General features: G+C 63.6%; 13 protein-coding genes. 5 read left to right on the forward strand and 8 right to left on the reverse strand.

Features of this window, described 5'->3' with window-relative positions; translation table 11 throughout:
• Positions 1-73: 73 nt before the first annotated feature.
• The 4 genes from NKH38_RS17705 to NKH38_RS17720 form a co-directional block, all read right to left on the reverse strand.
• The gene (locus tag NKH38_RS17705) at positions 74-2,389 is read right to left on the reverse strand and encodes a putative bifunctional diguanylate cyclase/phosphodiesterase (protein ID WP_352762058.1); all 2,316 of its coding nucleotides are present in this window, start codon (positions 2,387-2,389) and stop codon (positions 74-76) included.
• Between the two features lie 141 nt (positions 2,390-2,530).
• A complete protein-coding gene (locus NKH38_RS17710; RefSeq protein WP_352762059.1) occupies positions 2,531-6,001 on the reverse strand; it encodes an indolepyruvate ferredoxin oxidoreductase family protein in 3,471 nt (1,156 codons plus the stop codon).
• Positions 6,002-6,221: 220 nt separating this feature from the next.
• Positions 6,222-6,752 (reverse strand): hypothetical protein, encoded by a 531-nt coding sequence (locus NKH38_RS17715; protein WP_352762060.1) that lies wholly within the window; start codon positions 6,750-6,752, stop codon positions 6,222-6,224.
• A complete protein-coding gene (locus tag NKH38_RS17720) occupies positions 6,745-7,356 on the reverse strand; it encodes a CGNR zinc finger domain-containing protein (protein ID WP_352762061.1) in 612 nt (203 codons plus the stop codon). Before NKH38_RS17720 ends, NKH38_RS17715 begins: the two co-directional genes overlap by 8 nt.
• An 89-nt stretch (positions 7,357-7,445) precedes the next feature.
• Here NKH38_RS17720 and NKH38_RS17725 point away from each other — a divergent pair, with 89 nt between their 5' ends.
• The 4 genes from NKH38_RS17725 (at position 7,446) to NKH38_RS17740 (ending at position 11,988) form a co-directional block, all read left to right on the forward strand.
• Positions 7,446-8,351 (forward strand): branched-chain amino acid ABC transporter permease, encoded by a 906-nt coding sequence (locus NKH38_RS17725; protein WP_023695936.1) that lies wholly within the window; start codon positions 7,446-7,448, stop codon positions 8,349-8,351.
• A gap of 197 nt (positions 8,352-8,548) precedes the next feature.
• Positions 8,549-9,154 carry a TRAP transporter small permease subunit gene (locus tag NKH38_RS17730; protein ID WP_023683517.1) on the forward strand — a complete coding sequence of 202 codons (606 nt, stop codon included), beginning with the start codon at positions 8,549-8,551 and terminating at the stop codon, positions 9,152-9,154.
• Entirely contained in the window at positions 9,151-10,929 is a 1,779-nt protein-coding gene (locus NKH38_RS17735) for a TRAP transporter large permease (protein WP_352510590.1), read from the forward strand. Before NKH38_RS17730 ends, NKH38_RS17735 begins: the two co-directional genes overlap by 4 nt.
• A gap of 33 nt (positions 10,930-10,962) precedes the next feature.
• Positions 10,963-11,988 (forward strand): zinc-dependent alcohol dehydrogenase family protein, encoded by a 1,026-nt coding sequence (locus tag NKH38_RS17740; RefSeq protein ID WP_352762062.1) that lies wholly within the window; start codon positions 10,963-10,965, stop codon positions 11,986-11,988.
• A 251-nt stretch (positions 11,989-12,239) separates the two neighbouring features.
• Here the strand turns inward: NKH38_RS17740 and NKH38_RS17745 are convergent, their stop codons facing one another.
• Positions 12,240-13,349: a TRAP transporter substrate-binding protein gene (locus NKH38_RS17745; RefSeq protein ID WP_352762063.1), complete on the reverse strand. Its 1,110-nt coding sequence runs from the start codon at positions 13,347-13,349 to the stop codon at positions 12,240-12,242.
• 295 nt (positions 13,350-13,644) lie between these two features.
• Between NKH38_RS17745 and NKH38_RS17750 the strand changes: the two genes are divergently transcribed.
• The gene (locus tag NKH38_RS17750) at positions 13,645-14,418 is read left to right on the forward strand and encodes a gamma-glutamyl-gamma-aminobutyrate hydrolase family protein (RefSeq protein ID WP_352762064.1); all 774 of its coding nucleotides are present in this window, start codon (positions 13,645-13,647) and stop codon (positions 14,416-14,418) included.
• A 10-nt stretch (positions 14,419-14,428) separates the two neighbouring features.
• Here NKH38_RS17750 and NKH38_RS17755 read toward each other — a convergent pair whose 3' ends face one another.
• The 3 genes from NKH38_RS17755 to NKH38_RS17765 form a co-directional block, all read right to left on the reverse strand.
• Positions 14,429-14,839, reverse strand: coding sequence for a hypothetical protein (locus NKH38_RS17755; protein ID WP_023671353.1), 411 nt, complete (start codon positions 14,837-14,839; stop codon positions 14,429-14,431).
• An 82-nt stretch (positions 14,840-14,921) separates the two neighbouring features.
• Positions 14,922-15,902, reverse strand: a complete 981-nt coding sequence (locus NKH38_RS17760) for a 2-hydroxyacid dehydrogenase (protein ID WP_023703659.1) — start codon at positions 15,900-15,902, stop codon at positions 14,922-14,924.
• On the reverse strand, positions 15,899-16,921 hold the full coding sequence (locus tag NKH38_RS17765; protein ID WP_023671355.1) for a LacI family DNA-binding transcriptional regulator: 1,023 nt from the start codon (positions 16,919-16,921) through the stop codon (positions 15,899-15,901). Before NKH38_RS17765 ends, NKH38_RS17760 begins: the two co-directional genes overlap by 4 nt.
• Positions 16,922-16,957 lie beyond the last annotated feature (36 nt).

Genomic DNA, 16,957 nt, shown 5'->3' on the forward strand with positions numbered 1-16,957 from the left:
ACTTTTCCTGGATTGCTTTTGCTCAGGCGCGATTCCGACGGAAAACCGCTTCGCATTTTTCCTGGGATTGCGTTTAGCTGGCTGTCCGTTTGCCGGCGATATGCAGGTCAGCGGCGAACGGCCATGTGACGCTCGACATCGTCTCGATGCCCGATGCGCTGAGCGCGGCGCCGAACAGGAAGCCCTGCACGAAGTCCGGCTTGACCAAATGGACCAGCGTCTTCAGCTGCTCGAAGGTCTCGACCCCTTCGATGGTGACCGAAAGGCCCAATGTCCGGGACAGGCCGACGATGCCCTTGAGTAGGTCGAGCGACCGCCGGCTCTGGTTCACATCGACCAGGAATGAGCGGTCGATCTTGATCTTGTCGAGCGGCAGCTTGTGCAGATAGCTCAGACTGGAGTAGCCGGTCCCGAAATCGTCAAGCGCGATGCGCGCGCCGAGTGCCTTCAATTCCTCGATCGACTCGCGCGTCAGCGACTTGTCGTCGAGCAGGGCGGTCTCGGTGACCTCGATTTCGAGCCGGTGCGCCGCAAGGCCCGACTTGGCCAAGGCATTTCTGACCTTCTCGACGATATCGCGATTGCGGAAGTCCTTGGCCGAAAGGTTGACCGACACGCTGGTCTGGGTCGGCCATTTCGAGCATTCGGCGCACGCGGCCTCCAACACGAAAGTGCTTATGTCGGAAACAATACCCATCTCCTCGGCCAGTGGGATGAAGACACTGGGTGAGATCGGGCCGAGATCCGGGTGGTCCCAACGGCAGAGCGCCTCGCAGCTGGCGATGCGCATGGTGTTTACAGCCACGATCGGCTGATAGACGACGCGTAATTCCCTGGCCTGCACGGCGTTGCGCAGATCGGCCTTCATCATCTGGCGATTGCGGAAGGCGGCGTCCATTGCCGCCTCAAACAGCCTCCAACTGTTCTTGCCGAGCTCCTTGGCCTTGTAGAGGGCAAGGTCGGCTTTGACGATCATTGCATCAACTTCTGTGTCCTTGACCTTGGACAGCACCGCACCGCCGCTGGCCTGGATGCGCAGGTCGTGGCCGGCGACGTCCACCTCACCCTGCAGGTTCGCGAATATATGGTCGAGGAGAGGGCTGAGATGGCTCTCGTCCTCGACACGGTCGAAGAAGATCATGAACTCGTCGCCGCCGAAGCGGCTGACCGTGATGCCAGGTCCGGCAATCGCCGCGAGACGTTCTGCCACGGCGTAGATCAACCCGTCGCCCACAGGATGGCCGAGGGTGTCGTTGACGCTCTTGAAGTCGTCGAGATCGAGCACCGCCAGACCGCAGAGCCGCTCCTGCTCGCCGGAGGCCATGGCTTCACGGACAAGTTCGTGGAAATAGGCGCGGTTCGGCAGGCCGGTCAGACTGTCGTAGCGCGCCATAAAGCGGATCTTTTCCTCCGCCTCGACGCGGGCCGTCACGTCCTCGAATGTAATGACGCCCAGTTCCTGGCTGCCTTCACGGGCGGAGAATTCGTAGTGCTGGCCGTTGGCGAGTGAGACCAGTACCTTGCGGTCGCGGCCTTCGCGCAGGGCGCGCGTCAGTTGTGCCTCGATGTAGCGGCAGTCCTTCGGGGCCAGCATGCCGCCGGCAACGCCGCGCATCAAGAGGCCGTGGATCGACCGCCCCAGCAGCGTGCCCGGCGATTTCAATGACATCAAATGTGCTGCCTCGGCGTTGGCGACGACCACCTTCTCGTTCGAGTCGAGCATGACAAGGCCATGCGACATGGTATTTAGTGCCCGATCGAACTTTTGCGCCAACTCCTTCGCCTGCCTGTGACCGATGACCGCCGAGAACAGAACGTTGCGGACATGGTCGGCGCTGCTGATGGTGACGATTGTCGTCGGGATGATCATCAGCCCGAGGACGAAGTCGGGGACGCCCATGCGCAGGAAGAGCGCAAGTGCTGCTGGCCCAATGAGGGTCACGGAAAAAATCTGCACCATGCGCCTGGATCCGTAGCTTCGGCCGACAACCGTGAGCAGGGTGGTCAATGCCAACGACACAGACGCCACTTCGGCGAAGTCATCGGGACGCAGGTAGATCGACACGAAACACAACGACCCCAACGCGAGGCCCTGCGCACTGCCTTTCAGAATGTAACCGCGTTCCCACGCCTCTGCCTTTTCGACAGTGGTTATAGGGCTGCCTCCCCTGTGGAAGCTGCGGATGCTGAAGTAACGCCAAAGGCTGATCGACAACAGAAGGAACGCGAAGCCAAGATACAGCGGATCGTGCGTCCGCAGGTAGATCGTCAATCCGAGGATCCAGTAGCATACGCCGCCGACCACCAGCATGTAGGCGTTGTCGGATAACGCCCGCACAAACTGGATATAAACATCCGCCGGGATGTCTTCGGTCTTTGCTCTGTCCATACCGTTGGCCCAACGCTAAGCCTTGTCATGCCACACCAGCCTTAAGAAAGGCTTAGAACAGCGGTTTTGGCCCGTTTGCCGAGGGCGGGCGAATGCAGTGCAGATTGGGAAATCAAGCTTCAGGTAAACAAGGCGTATCGATCACTCGGCGGCCTGAAGTTCAGGCCGCGCCGGCGTGTTGGCCAGCCGCTCGACAAGTCTTGTGCGCTCGCCCTCTGCCTTTTCGGCGCTGGCCTGCCTCACATGGCCGTAGCCGCGAATGAGCGCCGGCACCGAGGCAAGGGCGATGGCGGCCTCGATCCTGCCTGGCGCAAGTGCCTTGGCGACAAGCTCCAGATCGGCCTCATAGCGGGCCAGAAGCTGCCGCTCCATGCGCCGCTCGGCGCTGTAGCCGAACACGTCGAAGGCCGTGCCGCGCAGGCTTTTCAGCGCCGCCAGCAGGCGAAAACCCTTCATCATCCACGGGCCGAAGCTCGATTTCCTCGGCTTGCCGTCATTGCCGCGCCTGCCCATGATCGGTGGCGCCAGATGAAATTCGAGTTTGTCGTAGCTCTGGAATTGTTTTGAGAGCTCCATAGCGAAGGAGCCGTCGGTGTAGAGCCGCGCCACCTCATATTCGTCCTTGATCGCCATCAGCTTGAACAGGTTTCTGGCGGCGGCCTCGGTCACCGCGGTCGAGCCAGGCACGGCCTTGGCCTCGGCAGCACGCAAAACCGCCAGCTTCTCGACATAGCGCCTGCCATAGGCGGCATTCTGATAGGCAGAGAGGAAAGCGACGCGGCGGGCGATGATATCGTCCAGCGTCTCGGCGATCTCAGTGGCCTTGCCCGGTTGCGCGATGAGGCCGCGCACAAAGTCCGGCTGATGCGCGGCGCGCCGGCCCCAGCGGAAGGCGGCGATGTTCATCGCCACCGCCTCGCCGTTCAATTCAATCGCTCTTTCAACGGCTTGCGCCGACAGCGGCAGCCCGCCATGCTGGAAAGCGAAGCCGAGCATGAACATGTTGGCGCCGAGTGAATTGCCGAACAATTGGGTGGCGGTGCGCGTGGCGTCGAAGAAATGCGTCTTGTCTTCGCCGGCGGCAGCACGGATCGCCTTCTTCAGGCGCTCGATCGGCAGCGAGAAATCGGCCGAACGGGCGAATTCGCCGGGCATGATCTCGGCGGTGTTGGCGAGGAAGATGGTATGGCCTTCGCGCACTGCGGCCAGCACCTTCTTGGCGCCCGAGACGACGAGGTCGCAGCCGAGCACCAGGTCCGCCTTGCCGGCCGAAACGCGGATCGCGTGGATGTCGTCCGGAGTGCGGGCGATGCGGACATGGGTGAACACCGAGCCGCCCTTCTGGGCGAGGCCGGCCATGTCAATCATGCCGCAGCCCTTGTCCTCGAGATGGGCGGCCATACCGAGCACAGCACCTATGGTGACGACGCCGGTGCCGCCGACGCCGTCGATGATCGCCGCCCAACCCTCGCTGCCGAGCGGGAATTCGGCTGGCACCGGCACGCCGTCAAGCGGGTCGGAGCGCCCGGCAATGCCTTCGGCCTTCCTGATCTTGGCGCCGTGCACGGTGACGAAGGACGGGCAGAAGCCGTTGACGCAGGAGAAGTCCTTGTTGCAGCTCGACTGGTCTATTCTGCGCTTGCGGCCGAACTCGGTTTCGACCGGCTGGATCGAGACGCAGTTCGATTGCACCCCGCAATCGCCGCAGCCCTCGCAGACCAGTTCGTTGATGAAGACCCGCTTGTCGGGATCCGGGAAGGTGCCGCGCTTGCGGCGGCGGCGCTTTTCGGCCGCGCAGGTCTGGTCGTAGAGCAGCACCGAGACGCCCTTGACGTCGCGCAGCTCGCGCTGGACGAGGTCGAGGTCGTCGCGGTGGTGGATGGTGGCGCCGGAGGGGAATTCGGCCTTCCCCGCATATTTGTCCGGCTCGTCGGTGACGATGGCGATGCGCTCGACGCCTTCGGCGCGCACCTGCCTGGCGATCATGTCGACAGTCAGGCCGCCCTCATGCGGCTGGCCGCCGGTCATGGCGACGGCGTCGTTGTAGAGGATCTTGTAGGTGATGTTGGCATCGGTCGACAGCGCGAAGCGGATCGCCAGCGTGCCGGAGTGATTGTAGGTCCCGTCGCCGAGATTCTGGAAGATGTGGCCGCGCTTGGAGAATGGCGCCTGACCGACCCATTGTGCGCCCTCGCCGCCCATGGCGGTGAAGCCGACCGTGTTGCGGTCCATCCACAGCGCCATGAAATGGCAGCCGATACCGGCGGCGGCGATCGAGCCGTCCGGCACCTTGGTCGAGGAATTGTGCGGGCAGCCGGAGCAGAAGAACGGCGTGCGCGAACCGATATCGCTGGTGTCGGCAAGCATCGCCTGGAACTGGCGCAGCTTTGCCACCTTGGCAGTGATCTCTTCCGAAGGGCCGATTGTGCGCAGGATGCGCTCGCCCAGCGCAATGGCGATCTCGTTGGGGTCGAGCGCGCCCTTGGCCGGGAACAGCCAGTCGCCGCGCTCGTCCTTCTTGCCGACGATCGTCGGCTGGGTGGCGGTGCCGTAGAGGTTTTCGCGCAGCTGCACCTCGATCAGCGAGCGCTTCTCCTCGACGACGACGATGGTGTCGAGGCCGCGGGCGAATTCTGAGATATGCTGCAGGTCGAGCGGCCACGGGCAGCCGACCTTGAACAGGCGGATGCCGATGCGGTTGGCGGCGGCCTCGTCGACGCCGATGTCTTCCAGCGCCTGGCGGACATCGAGATAGCTCTTGCCGAGCGTGATGATACCGAGCTTCGGCGCCCGGCCGCCCGAATAGACGATGCGGTTCAGGCCGTTGGCATGGATGAAGGCGGACGCAGCGGCGCGCTTGTATTCATGCAGGCGCTCCTCCTGGCCGAGCATGTCGATCTCGTCGCGGATGTTGAGGCCGCCGGGCGGCATATCGAACTCCGGCACGACGATGTTCAGGCGCTCGAGCGCGGCATCGACCGAGGCCGTCGATTCGATGTTGTCCTTGACGCATTTGATAGCCGCCCAGGTGCCGGCGAAGCGCGACATGGCAAAGCCGTAGAGGCCGTAGTCGATGATCTCCTGAACGCCGGCCGGGTTGAGGATCGGCACCATGGTGTCGACGAACAGGAATTCGGTGGCGTGCGCATTGGTCGAGGATTCGGCCATATGGTCGTCGCCCATCAGCGCAAGCACGCCGCCATGCTTCGACGATCCCGCGAGGTTGGCGTGGCGGAAAACGTCGCCGGAGCGGTCGACGCCCGGCCCCTTGCCGTACCAGACCGAAAACACGCCGTCATGCGTGCCTTCACCCAGCAATCCCGTCTGCTGAGAGCCCCAGCAGGCGGTGGCGGCAAGCTCCTCGTTGAGGCCGGGCTGGAAGACGATGTCGGCCTGCGCCAGCTGCTTTTTCGCCCGCAACAGCTGCATATCGAGGCCGCCGAGCGGCGAGCCGCGATAACCGGACACGAAGCCGGCCGTGTTGAGGCCGGCCCGGCGGTCGCGTTCGCGCTGCATCAAAAGCATGCGGATGACCGCCTGTGCGCCGGACAGGAAGATGCGCTCCTTACCAAGATCGAACTTGTCGTCGAGCGCGACGTCGTGCAGCGTCATCAGGCATTTCCTCTGCGGAGACAGCACCGGGGCGCGCAGCCAACGTAGGAGTGAGATGGCGCAGTCTTTCTCCGCTTGCAAGGCAGGTCAAACGAAATCGAAAGTGCCAGGCAAAGCGCAACGAACGATCCGCTGCCGTCGCGTATCTGGCACGAAATCGGTCCGCGGCGGTTGTCCGGCGACCAAAAATTTCCACGCAGTCGCGCCGGGCAAAGACGCGTCAGCCTTTCGAGCAATCCGGCTTCGGCTCACCCGGCAGCTTGCCGTCGGGATGGCCGGCAAGATCGGGATTGGCCGTATAGAGCTGGTCGACCACCAGCGGCCGGTCGGGAAGGATCGACTGGTCCTCGCTCGACATCAGCGTCGTGTCGATCTTCTGCAGGAACGTGCCGTCAGGACCCCTGATGCTGATCGAAATCGCATAGGGCTTGTCCTTGACGATACAGGTCAGCGCCGGGCTTTCCAGGCTGACCTTGTCGAGCTTCGGCCAGACCTTCTGCTCGATCACCAGGGGAGGGCCGCCGGCAGGATTCTGGAAGCTGGCGACCGCCACCTGGCCTTCACCCATCGGCTGCAGGGGCCGCAGCGTCACGACATAGGTTGCCCGGGCGAGGCGATAATTGAAGACGACGACCTTGCCGGAAACCTCGAACAGCTTGCCGTCGCCGCTGGTGTCGCGGCAGGCGCCAAGCGCTACGGCTGCGATGAGCGCCGCACCGACAAGGATCGAACGAAAAACACCGCTAGGCATTGTTGACCTCATGGGGCGCCGTGCGGCGGCGGCGATAGTGACGGCTTGCTTTCTGGCGGTTGCCGCACACAGCCATATCGCACCAAAGGCGGCTGGAATTGCGGCTCCTGTCGACGAACAGCCAGCTGCAACTAGGACAGATCCTGAGCCTGGCGACCGTGTCGTCGCGCAGCAGCGACAAGGCCGAAACCGCCAGCGCCGCCTCGAACGCGATCGGCGTCGATGGGTCGCCGAACGGTCTACCCGGTGCGCCGATTTCGGCCGGGCTCCGATCGAGGCCGTTGGCGCAGGCCTTGAGAAAAGCGGCGAGGTCGCCGGCGGCAAGCGCACCTTTCGACACCGCGCCGCGAAACAGGCGGTCGGTCGTCTCGCGGATCGCCAGCACCACCGGGGCGATCCTGTCCGGCGAGGTCGCCTCCAGCGGTCTGCCGCCAAGCTCGGCACCGCGAAAGCCGCTTGCGGCATCGGCGAAGCGCGCGATCTCGGCCGGATCGTCAAAACGGTCGAAGGTCTTTTCCGGATCGTTGCGCAACACCACGGTGTTGGCCGTATCGAGCGCAAGAATGCCGCCGGTGAAGCGATGCGGGGTCCAAGATACCGTCATATCAGAAATCTAACCGATAAACCGCATTTGACAAGTTAGATTTTACGATGCAAACATTGGCGCGGGCTCCAGCGCCCGGAAAGCTGTCTATGCTCTATTTCTTCCAGCAGGTGCTGAACGGGCTGCATTCCGGCGCGCTCTATGCGCTGCTTGCCTTCGGCTACGTGCTGACCAACGGCATCCTGCACCGGACCAATCTCGCCTATGGCGCGCTGTTCGCCTTTTGCGGCCAGACGATGATCCTGACCGTGGCCTTCGGCTATCAGGTATTGTGGCTGACCTTGCTGGCGGCAGTGGTGCTCGGCGTCGTCACGGCTTTCCTTTATGCCGCGCTGATCGGCCACGTGCTGTCGCGCAGCGTCTTCGAACCGCTGGCCGACCGCACGCCCAATGCCATTGTGGTGACGACGCTCGGCATCCTGCTGGTGCTGTCGGAAGCAAGCCGTATCGCCGCCGACACGCATGACTGGTGGCTGCCGCCTATGCTGGCGCAACCCATTGTCTTCGCTCAGGATGCCGGCTTCCAGGCGACGCTGACGCTGATCCAGCTCATCGATTGCGCGGTGGTTCTGGCGGCAATCATGCTCGCCGCATGGGCGTTCGCCCGCTCGGGCTTCGGCCGCCGCTGGCGAGCCGTCTCCGACGATCCCAAAGCGGCTGCCATGTGCGGCGTGGACGTGCGCGCAGTGTTCCGGCATGCGGTGTTGTTTGGCGGTTTCTGCGCCGCGCTGGCCGGAATCATGGCCGCCCTTTACTACGGCAATGTCAGCTTCGGCTCGGGCCTCGTTTACGGGCTGAAAATCCTGTTCGTGACGGCGGTGGGCGGCTATCTCTCGCCGCCTCGGGCCGCGCTCGGTGCGGCCGCCTTCGGCATGGCCGAATCGCTATGGGCCGGCTATTTCCCGATCGAATGGCGCGATGGCTGGATGTATCTGTTCCTGGTCGCGGCACTTGTGCTGATCGGTCCCGGCCGCGACCAGCAGAAGATCGCCTGATCGCCGCATCCGCTGTCAGACTTTGGTTGCATGACGCAGCAGCCGGTCGGCACTTATCCCCTGCCTCCCGTCACGACGGCGTTGATCGCGCCCATGCCATGTTGACCCGCCGAACCACGCACGGCATACCGTTGGGCCACAGCGGCGCGACGGAAAATAGGGGAGCCGGCGCGCCTTCGACCTCAGGGAGGAAATGCATGGCAGGGCTGCTCGCTCTATCCAGAACGATCGACCGTATGAACGAGTTCATCGGCCGGTGGATATCGTGGCTGATCCTGCTGGCAATCCTGGTCAGCGCCGCCAATGCCATCATCCGCAAGGTCTTCGACGTGTCGTCGAATGCCTGGCTGGAACTGCAGTGGTACCTGTTCGGCGCCGCCTTCATGCTGGCCGCCGCCTATACGCTGAAGCAGAATGACCATATCCGCATCGACATCGTCTACGGCATGTGGTCGCGCCGCGTGCAGCACTGGATCGACCTGCTCGGTCATGTCTTCTTCCTGATGCCGTTCGTGACGCTGATGGTGATCTATTTTGTCCCCTACGTGTCGCTGTCGTTCCGCAGCGGCGAAATGTCGAACAATTCCGGCGGCCTGATCATCTGGCCGGCCAAGGCGATCCTGCTCGTCGGCTTCTTCCTGCTGGCGCTGCAAGGCATCTCCGAGATCATCAAGAAGATCGCCATCATGCGCGGCGACATGGACGATCCCAATCCGTTCATCTCGGTGCACGAACAGGCCGAGCTCGAGGCTAAAGCCCTTGCTGAAGAGGCCAAGGCGCTCGCCCAGGAGGCGCGCCCATGATCGAGTTCATCGCCCAGAACATGGCGCCGATCATGTTCGCTTCGCTGATCATCTTCCTGCTGATCGGCTATCCCGTCGCTTTTTCACTCGCCGCAAACGGCCTGATGTTCTTCTTCATCGGCGTCGTGCTGTCGCCCTATTCGGGCGGCTCGATCAACCTGGCGTGGCCGCTGCTGCATGCGCTGCCCGACAATTTCTACGGCAGCCGGGTGATGTCGAACGACACGCTCTTGGCAATCCCGTTCTTCACCTTCATGGGCATCGTGCTGGAACGATCGGGGATGGCCGAGGACCTGCTCGACACGATCGGCCAGCTGTTCGGCCCGGTTCGCGGCGGCCTTGCCTATGCGGTGATTTTCGTCGGCGCGCTGCTTGCCGCTACCACGGGCGTGGTCGCGGCTTCGGTCATCGCCATGGGCCTGATCTCGCTGCCGATCATGCTGCGCTACGGCTATGACCGACGACTGGCGTCGGGCGTCATCGCGGCATCCGGCACACTCGCCCAGATCATCCCGCCGTCGCTGGTGCTGATCGTTCTGGCCGACCAGCTCGGCCGTTCGGTCGGCGACATGTATGCCGGCGCGCTGATCCCCGGCCTGGTGCTGACCGGCCTTTACACTCTCTACATCCTGATCATGTCGATCGTCCGGCCGAACTCGATGCCGGCGTTGCCGCTGGCGGCCCGCACGCTTGGCCACGGCGTGCTGTCGCTGCTCGCGGCACTGCTGGTGGCAGTCGCGGCTTCCTATGCGGCCTATCGCTACCTTGCGCCGGCGCATGGCGACAATGCCGATATCCTTGGCGCCAGCATCGGGGTGATCCTGATCTATATCGTGGCGATCGCCGACAAGGGCCTGAACATCAACATGATGTCCAGGTTGGCGCAGCAGGTGATCATCGTTTTGATCCCGCCTCTGGCGCTGATCTTCCTGGTGCTGGGCACCATCTTCCTTGGCATCGCCACCCCGACGGAGGGCGGCGCCATGGGCGCGGTTGGCGCCCTGGCGATGGCAGCCATGAAGGGGCGGTTGTCGCTGGATGTCATCAAGCAGGCGCTGGCGTCAACGACCAGGCTTTCCTCCTTCGTGCTGTTCATCCTGATCGGCGCGCGGGTGTTCTCGCTGACCTTCTACGGCGTCAACGGCCACGTCTGGGTCGAGCATTTGTTGACGTCGCTGCCGGGCGGCGAAGTCGGCTTCCTGATCGGCGTCAACATCCTGGTCTTCGTGCTCGCCTTCTTCCTCGACTTCTTCGAGCTCGCCTTCATCATCGTACCGCTCTTGGCACCGGCTGCCGATAAGCTCGGCATCGACCTGATCTGGTTCGGCGTGCTGCTCGGCGTCAACATGCAGACAAGCTTCATGCACCCGCCTTTCGGCTTTGCGCTGTTCTACCTGCGCTCTGTCGCCGCGCGCGTGCCCTATCTCGATCGCCTCACCGGCAAGCAGATCGCGCCGGTGACCACCGGCCAGATCTATTGGGGCGCCGTGCCCTTCGTCTGCATCCAGGTGATCATGATCGGGCTGACCATCGCCTTCCCGCAAATGGTCATGCGCTACAAGGGTGCGGCCGTCGATCCGGGAGCGATCGAGATCAACTTGCCTGATATGCCGGGCCTTGCGCCTCTCGGCACACCACCACCAGCCAACGGTGGCGCGTCACCCGCGGCGCCACCGTCGAACGATCTCTCGCAGCCGCCGAATTTCGGCGAGACGCCGCCCGCCAAGCCGGCGGCGCCGGCGACCGACCTGTCGCAGCCGCCGAACTTCAACTGATGTGTGAACACTGGGAACCTGAGTGAGGATGTTATGAGAGCCGTGCGCCTGGAAGCCGTGGGCAGCATTGCGCTACGGGAGGTCGACAAGCCTATTGCGGGACCGCAGGACGTTCTGGTGCGCGTCGAAGCCTGCGGCGTTTGCGGCACCGACCGTCACCTCCTCCACGGCGAATTCCCTTCGAGCCCGCCGGTGACGCTTGGTCACGAATTCTGCGGCATCGTCGAGGCCGTTGGAGACGCGGTTTCCGGCATCGCCGTCGGCGACCGTGTTACCGGCGATCCCAACATCTTCTGCGGGCGCTGCAGTCATTGTCGGGCCGGCCGGGTCAATTTGTGCAGCAATCTCAGGGCTATCGGCATCCACCGCGACGGCGGCTTCGCCGACTACGTCGTGATGCCGCAGAGCCAGGCCTTCCTTCTGCCTGCGAACCTCAAGCCAACGCATGGCGCCTTCTGCGAGCCGCTGGCCTGCTGCCTGCACGCTGTCGACCTCGCCGGCATCAGGCCTGGCGCTGCCGTCGTGGTGCTTGGTGGCGGCGTCATCGGCCTGCTTACGGTGCAATTGGCGAGGCTCGCAGGAGCGGCGACCATCCTGTCGACGCGGCAGGCCTCCCGCCGTGCGCTCGCCGAAGAGCTCGGTGCAACGGCGACGGTCGACCCAAGCGCGGTCGACCCGATCGAGGCGATCGCCGGCCCAGCCGGCCTTGTGCCCGGCGGGGCCGACGTGGTGCTCGAATGCGCCGGTGTCCCCGATACCGTCGAACAATCGGTGAGGCTGGCGAAGTCCGGCGGCACGGTGGTGATCGTCGGCGTGATGCCGCAAGGCGTGAAAGTGCCCTTCGAACCGTTCGACATCCTGTTTCGCGAACTGAAGGTTCTCGGCTCGTTCATCAATCCCTTCACCCACAGGCGGGCAGCGGACCTTGTCGCGTCCGGCGCAATCGAGATCGACAAGCTCATCTCAAGGCAGGTCGGCCTGGAGGAAGCCGCCTCGGTGATCGCCAACCCGGCCGCCCCCGGCGAGGTCAAGGTGTTGGTGGTGCCGGGCAGGGATTGAAGGGCAGCCTCAATCCTGCGACGTTGGCGATTGGCGAAACGGCGATGACCGCGCCCCTCTCCCCGTCACTATACGGGGAGAGGATGCCGGCAGGCAGGTAAGGGGCAGCGTCAACGCTTGGATGGATAAGGTATAATTTCGGGCTCAAGGCGCCTACCAGGCCCAAGGCGATCGCCGAAGTTTGCGCCGCCCCTCATCCCCCTGCCGGGACCTTCTCCCCGTATAGTGACGGGGAGAAGGGGCTAATGTTCCTACAGCTTGCCGTTGCGCTGCTGGACCATCATGAAGGTATCGTAATTGTACTCGGCCACCTGGGCCCACAGATAGTGCTCCTTGCGGAAGCCCTTGATCGAGTCCCAGATCTTCTTAAACGGCGCGTTGGTGGCTTCCATTTCGGTGTAGACCTCATTGGCCTTCTCGAAACAGGCGGCCATGATGTCCTGGCTGAACGGGCGCAATTTCGCGCCGCCGGCCACCAGCCGCTTCACCGCTGCAGGATTGAGATAGTCGTATTTCTGCAGCATGTTGGCGTCTGCCGCGTGCGCGGCCGTGTGCACCAGCGACTTGTAGGCCGGCGAAAGCTCTTCGTACTTCGCCTTGTTGAACAGGAGATGGACGGTCGGACCGCCTTCCCACCAGCCGGGATAGTAGTAGTAGGGCGCGACCTTGTAGAAGCCGAGCTTCTCGTCATCATAGGGGCCGACCCATTCGGCGGCGTCGATGGTGCCCTTTTCCAGCGCCGGATAGATGTCGCCACCGGCGATCTGCTGCGGCACGACACCGAGCTTCGAGACCACTTTGCCGGCAAAGCCGCCTATGCGCATCTTGAGGCCGGAGAGGTCGGCGACGGTGTTGATCTCCTTGCGGAACCAGCCGCCCATCTGCACGCCGGTGTTGCCGCCCGGCAGGCCGAACAGGCCTTGCGTGGCAAGAAACTCGTTGAACAGGTCGATTCCGCCGCCATGATAGTGCCAGGCATTCATGCCGCGCGCGTTGAGCGAGAACGGCACTGCCGCACCCAGCGCCCATGTCGGGTCCTTGCCCCAGTAATAGTATGACACCGTGTGGCAGGCCTCGACGGTGCCGGCCGTGGTGGCGTCGGCCGCCTGCAGGCCGGGCACGAGTTCGCCGGAGGCGAAGACCTGGACCTGGAAATTGCCGTCCGTCGCCTTAGACAGCATCTTGGAGAAGACTTCCGCGCCGCCATAGATCGTATCGAGTGACTTGGGGAAGGATGACGCCAACCGCCACGTCACTTTCGGATTGGACTGGGCGATTGCCGGTGCGGCTAGCGTCGCGGCAGCCGCCGCAGCGCCCACGCCGGTGACCCCGGCCTTGCGGATGAATGAACGACGATCCATGCAGAACCTCCCTTTTGGACCAACAAACCGACATCAGGGACATCTCCTCGCGCCCGGTATCGATTTGCCGAAACAATACACGGGCAAGGGGTCGAGTCCAGCATGGCAGCGGGATTTGACGGCGGCGCTGGCGACAAATCCGCGGGCCGGCCAGCCAGCCTGCAACTATAGTCTAACGTTCGCCGCGTGGCCCATGCGAGATGGCGAAACTTGCCATGGAAAAGCGCCTTCGGATCGCCTATTTTGCAGGCACAATAGATTATTCGCTTCGCTCCAAATGGAATCCGGACCCAAAATGCACCAGCCGCTCGTCGCCATATCGACCGACGTCCGTCAGTTCGACAACTACACCTGGCATGCCGTCCCGCAGCAATATATCGAGGCAGCACTTTCCGGCGCCGGCGTGTTCCCGCTTTTGGTGCCGTCCTTCGGCGACCGGCTCGATTTCGACGAGCTGTTGTCTTCGGTCGACGGTGTCATGGTCACCGGCTCCAAGTCCAACGTGCATCCATCACTCTATGGCGGCGACGCCAGCGAAGCCAACGGCCCCTATGACCCGGCGCGCGATTCCACCACGCTGCCGCTGATCCGCAAGGCGATCGAGCGCGGCGTGCCGCTGCTTGCCATCTGCCGCGGCATCCAGGAGTTGAACGTGGCGCTGGGCGGCACGCTTGGCACCGAGATCCAGGAGCGCGAAGGTTCGCTGGACCATCGCGCGCCCGTGAGCGACAACCAGGACGAACGTTTCGCCATTCACCAGACCATTTCGATCAAGCCGGGCAGCTGCCTGGCCGGTGTATTCGGCGCCAGCGACATCAAGGTCAACTCGCTGCACCGCCAAGGCATCGACCGGCTCGGCTCGAAGCTGCAGGTCGAGGCGGTTGCCGGCGACGGCACGGTGGAGGCGGTTTCGGTGAAGGACGCCCGCGCCTTCGCCGTCGGCGTGCAATGGCACCCCGAATACTGGGTCAAGTCGGACGGCAACTCGGCCAAGATCTTCCGCGCCTTCGGCGATGCGGTGCGGCTGCATGCGGCGGCGAAGGCCGGTGCACGGGCGGCGGCGGAATAAATCCCGACGATCAATTGCCGGCGGATTGATCCCGTTCGCCGGTTGTCGCCAGCGACAGCAGCGGCGTGGCCGGAGCGTAGGATTCGTAGCCGTCGCCATCCGCAACCGAGAAGGTGACGATCGGGTCGGTGCCGTCGGCGCTGAACGCGATCGTGCCGTCCTCGCCCTCTCGCCAGAATTTTGCCCGCTCGATGCCGGGCAGCAGCCCGCGGCAATTCGGCGCCACGGTCAACAGCGACAGGCCATCGTCAATCGCGGCGCCGCGGCTAACCGCGCAGTCGCCTTCGTCGCCATTGGCGACCAGCCTGAAGGTGGTTGCCGGCCTTGCTTCATTGGCCGAACTTTCACTGCTGCCGCCGTGAAACAGCTGAAAGCCGGCGAAAAGTGCCGCTGCCGCAATCGATGCCGGAAGTTTCGTCATCTTGCACTCCGCGCCCCCCGGCGCAGATGCAGAATGATTCCAAAGCGTTAAGCCGACGTTAACGAGCGTGGCAGAGAGCCGCTCAGCTTCGTGGCTTGACTTGCGCCGTCTCAGGCACCGGGGTCAGTGGCCGGCGCTCGCTGAACCAGGATACCAGATTGTCGACGCACAGATCCGCCATGGCGCGGCGCGTATGGTGCGAGGCCGAGCCGACATGGGGCAAAAGCGAGGTTGGCGCCTCCAGCAAAGCCTTGGGCACATTCGGTTCATCGGCGAAAACATCGAGCCCGGCCGCGGCGATGGTGCCGTTGGCAAGCGCTGCGGCGAGGTCTGCCTCGTCGACCGTGCTGCCACGGCCGATGTTGACGAAAACGCCGTTGGCGCCAAGCGCCGCCAGGATTTCGGCATTGACCGCCTTCTCCGTGGAAGCGCCGCCCGGCACTACGGAAATCAGCGTATCGACCGCTTCGGCAAGGCCCTTCAGCGTCGGGTGGTATTCATAAGCCAGACCTTCGACCTTGCGCCTGTTGTGGTAGGCCACCGGCAGCCCGAACGCTTCCAGCCGGCGCGCAATGGCAAGGCCGATGCGGCCCATGCCGAAAATGCCGACATGCCGACCGCGCAAGGTCAGCCGGCTCAGGGGATAGTTGCCCTTCTTCACCCAACTGCCGTCGCGCAGCCATTTCTCGGCCTTGTAAAGTTCACGCACGGTGTTGAGCAAAAGGCCGATCGTGGTGTCGGCGACCTCCTCGGTCAAAACATCGGGGGTGTTGGTGACCATGATGTTTTTCTTGGCCGCATGGCCGGCATCGACCGAATCATAGCCGACGCCGAAGGAGGCGATGAGTTCGAGGTTGGGCAATGCATCCATCAATGCCGCATTGACGCCGGCGAAGGACGCAATGGCGCGCACGTCATGGCGCATCTCGTCGGTGACCAGGGCGGGATCGGCGCGCTCTATCTTGACCCGCTTGAAGGTGCGGTCGATGCGCTCGACCGCATGGTCGTTGAAATGTCCTGGCACCAGAACGGCGACGGTCTGCAACGCATCAGTCTTGGTCATGCACGCTCCACCGGCTTGCCGGTCGACTGGCGCACATGCAGTTCCGGCTTGATCAGTTCCTGTGACGGCCGTACCGCCTGTCCGTTCAGCTTGTCGAGCAGCGCGCTGGCGGCACGGCGGCCGACCTCGCGCTGGCCATTCCAGACCGTGGTGAGCGCCGGTGTCGCGATTGCCGCCTCCTCGAGATCGTCATAGCCGGTCACCGAGATGTCGGCGCCCGGCACCAGGCCGGCGCGGGCAATGCCGTTCATCAGGCCGATGGCGACCAGATCATTCCAGCAGCAAGCGGCGGTTGGCTTGTCTTTAAGCGCCAGAAACTGTCCAGCCGCCTCGAATCCGCCCTGCTTGGTGCGCGGCCCGGCGATGCGCCAGGACGGCCTGACCTCAAGCCCGGCGGCCTCCATGGCGTTGAGATAGCCCTGGTAGCGGTCGCGCCCGGTCGAGGTCTGGTCGGTGCCGCCGATCATGGCGATGCGCTTGTGCCCGAGCGAGATCAGATGATTGGTGGCAAGTGCCGTGCCATAGGCATCGTCGCCGCGAAACACCGGCACGTCGGCGCCTTCCACGCTGCGTGCGATCAGCACCGCCGGCAGGCCGTTTTCCTCGGCCATGACGATGTCAGAGGCCGGCGTGCCGATGGCCGGGGACATGATGACGCCGTCGGCGCCGAGCTGCAGCAGCGTATCGATGAAGGTGCGTTGCTTTTCCAGCTGGTCGTAGTGATTGGACAGGATGAAGGTCTGCCGGCTGCGGTCGAGTTCGCTCTCGATCGAGCGCAGGATCTCGGCGAAGAACGGGTTCATGATGTCATGCACGACGACGCCGACAATGCCCGAGCGCGAGGTGCGCAGTGAGGCGGCGCGGCGATTGTAGATATAACCGATGGCCCGCGCGTGCTCCTTGATGCGGTCACGCGTGGCGCCTGCGACCAGCGGGCTGTCGCGCAAGGCGAGGGAGACGGTGGCCGTGGAGACGCCAAGCGCATCCGCGATCGTCGAAAGCTTGATCTTTTGTGCCAGCCCTTGGCTCCCCGAGTTTTTTAAATTTTTTAAATG

The sequence above is a fragment of the Mesorhizobium sp. M1078 genome (assembly GCF_040318615.1).
Taxonomy (GTDB): Bacteria; Pseudomonadota; Alphaproteobacteria; order Rhizobiales; family Rhizobiaceae; genus Mesorhizobium.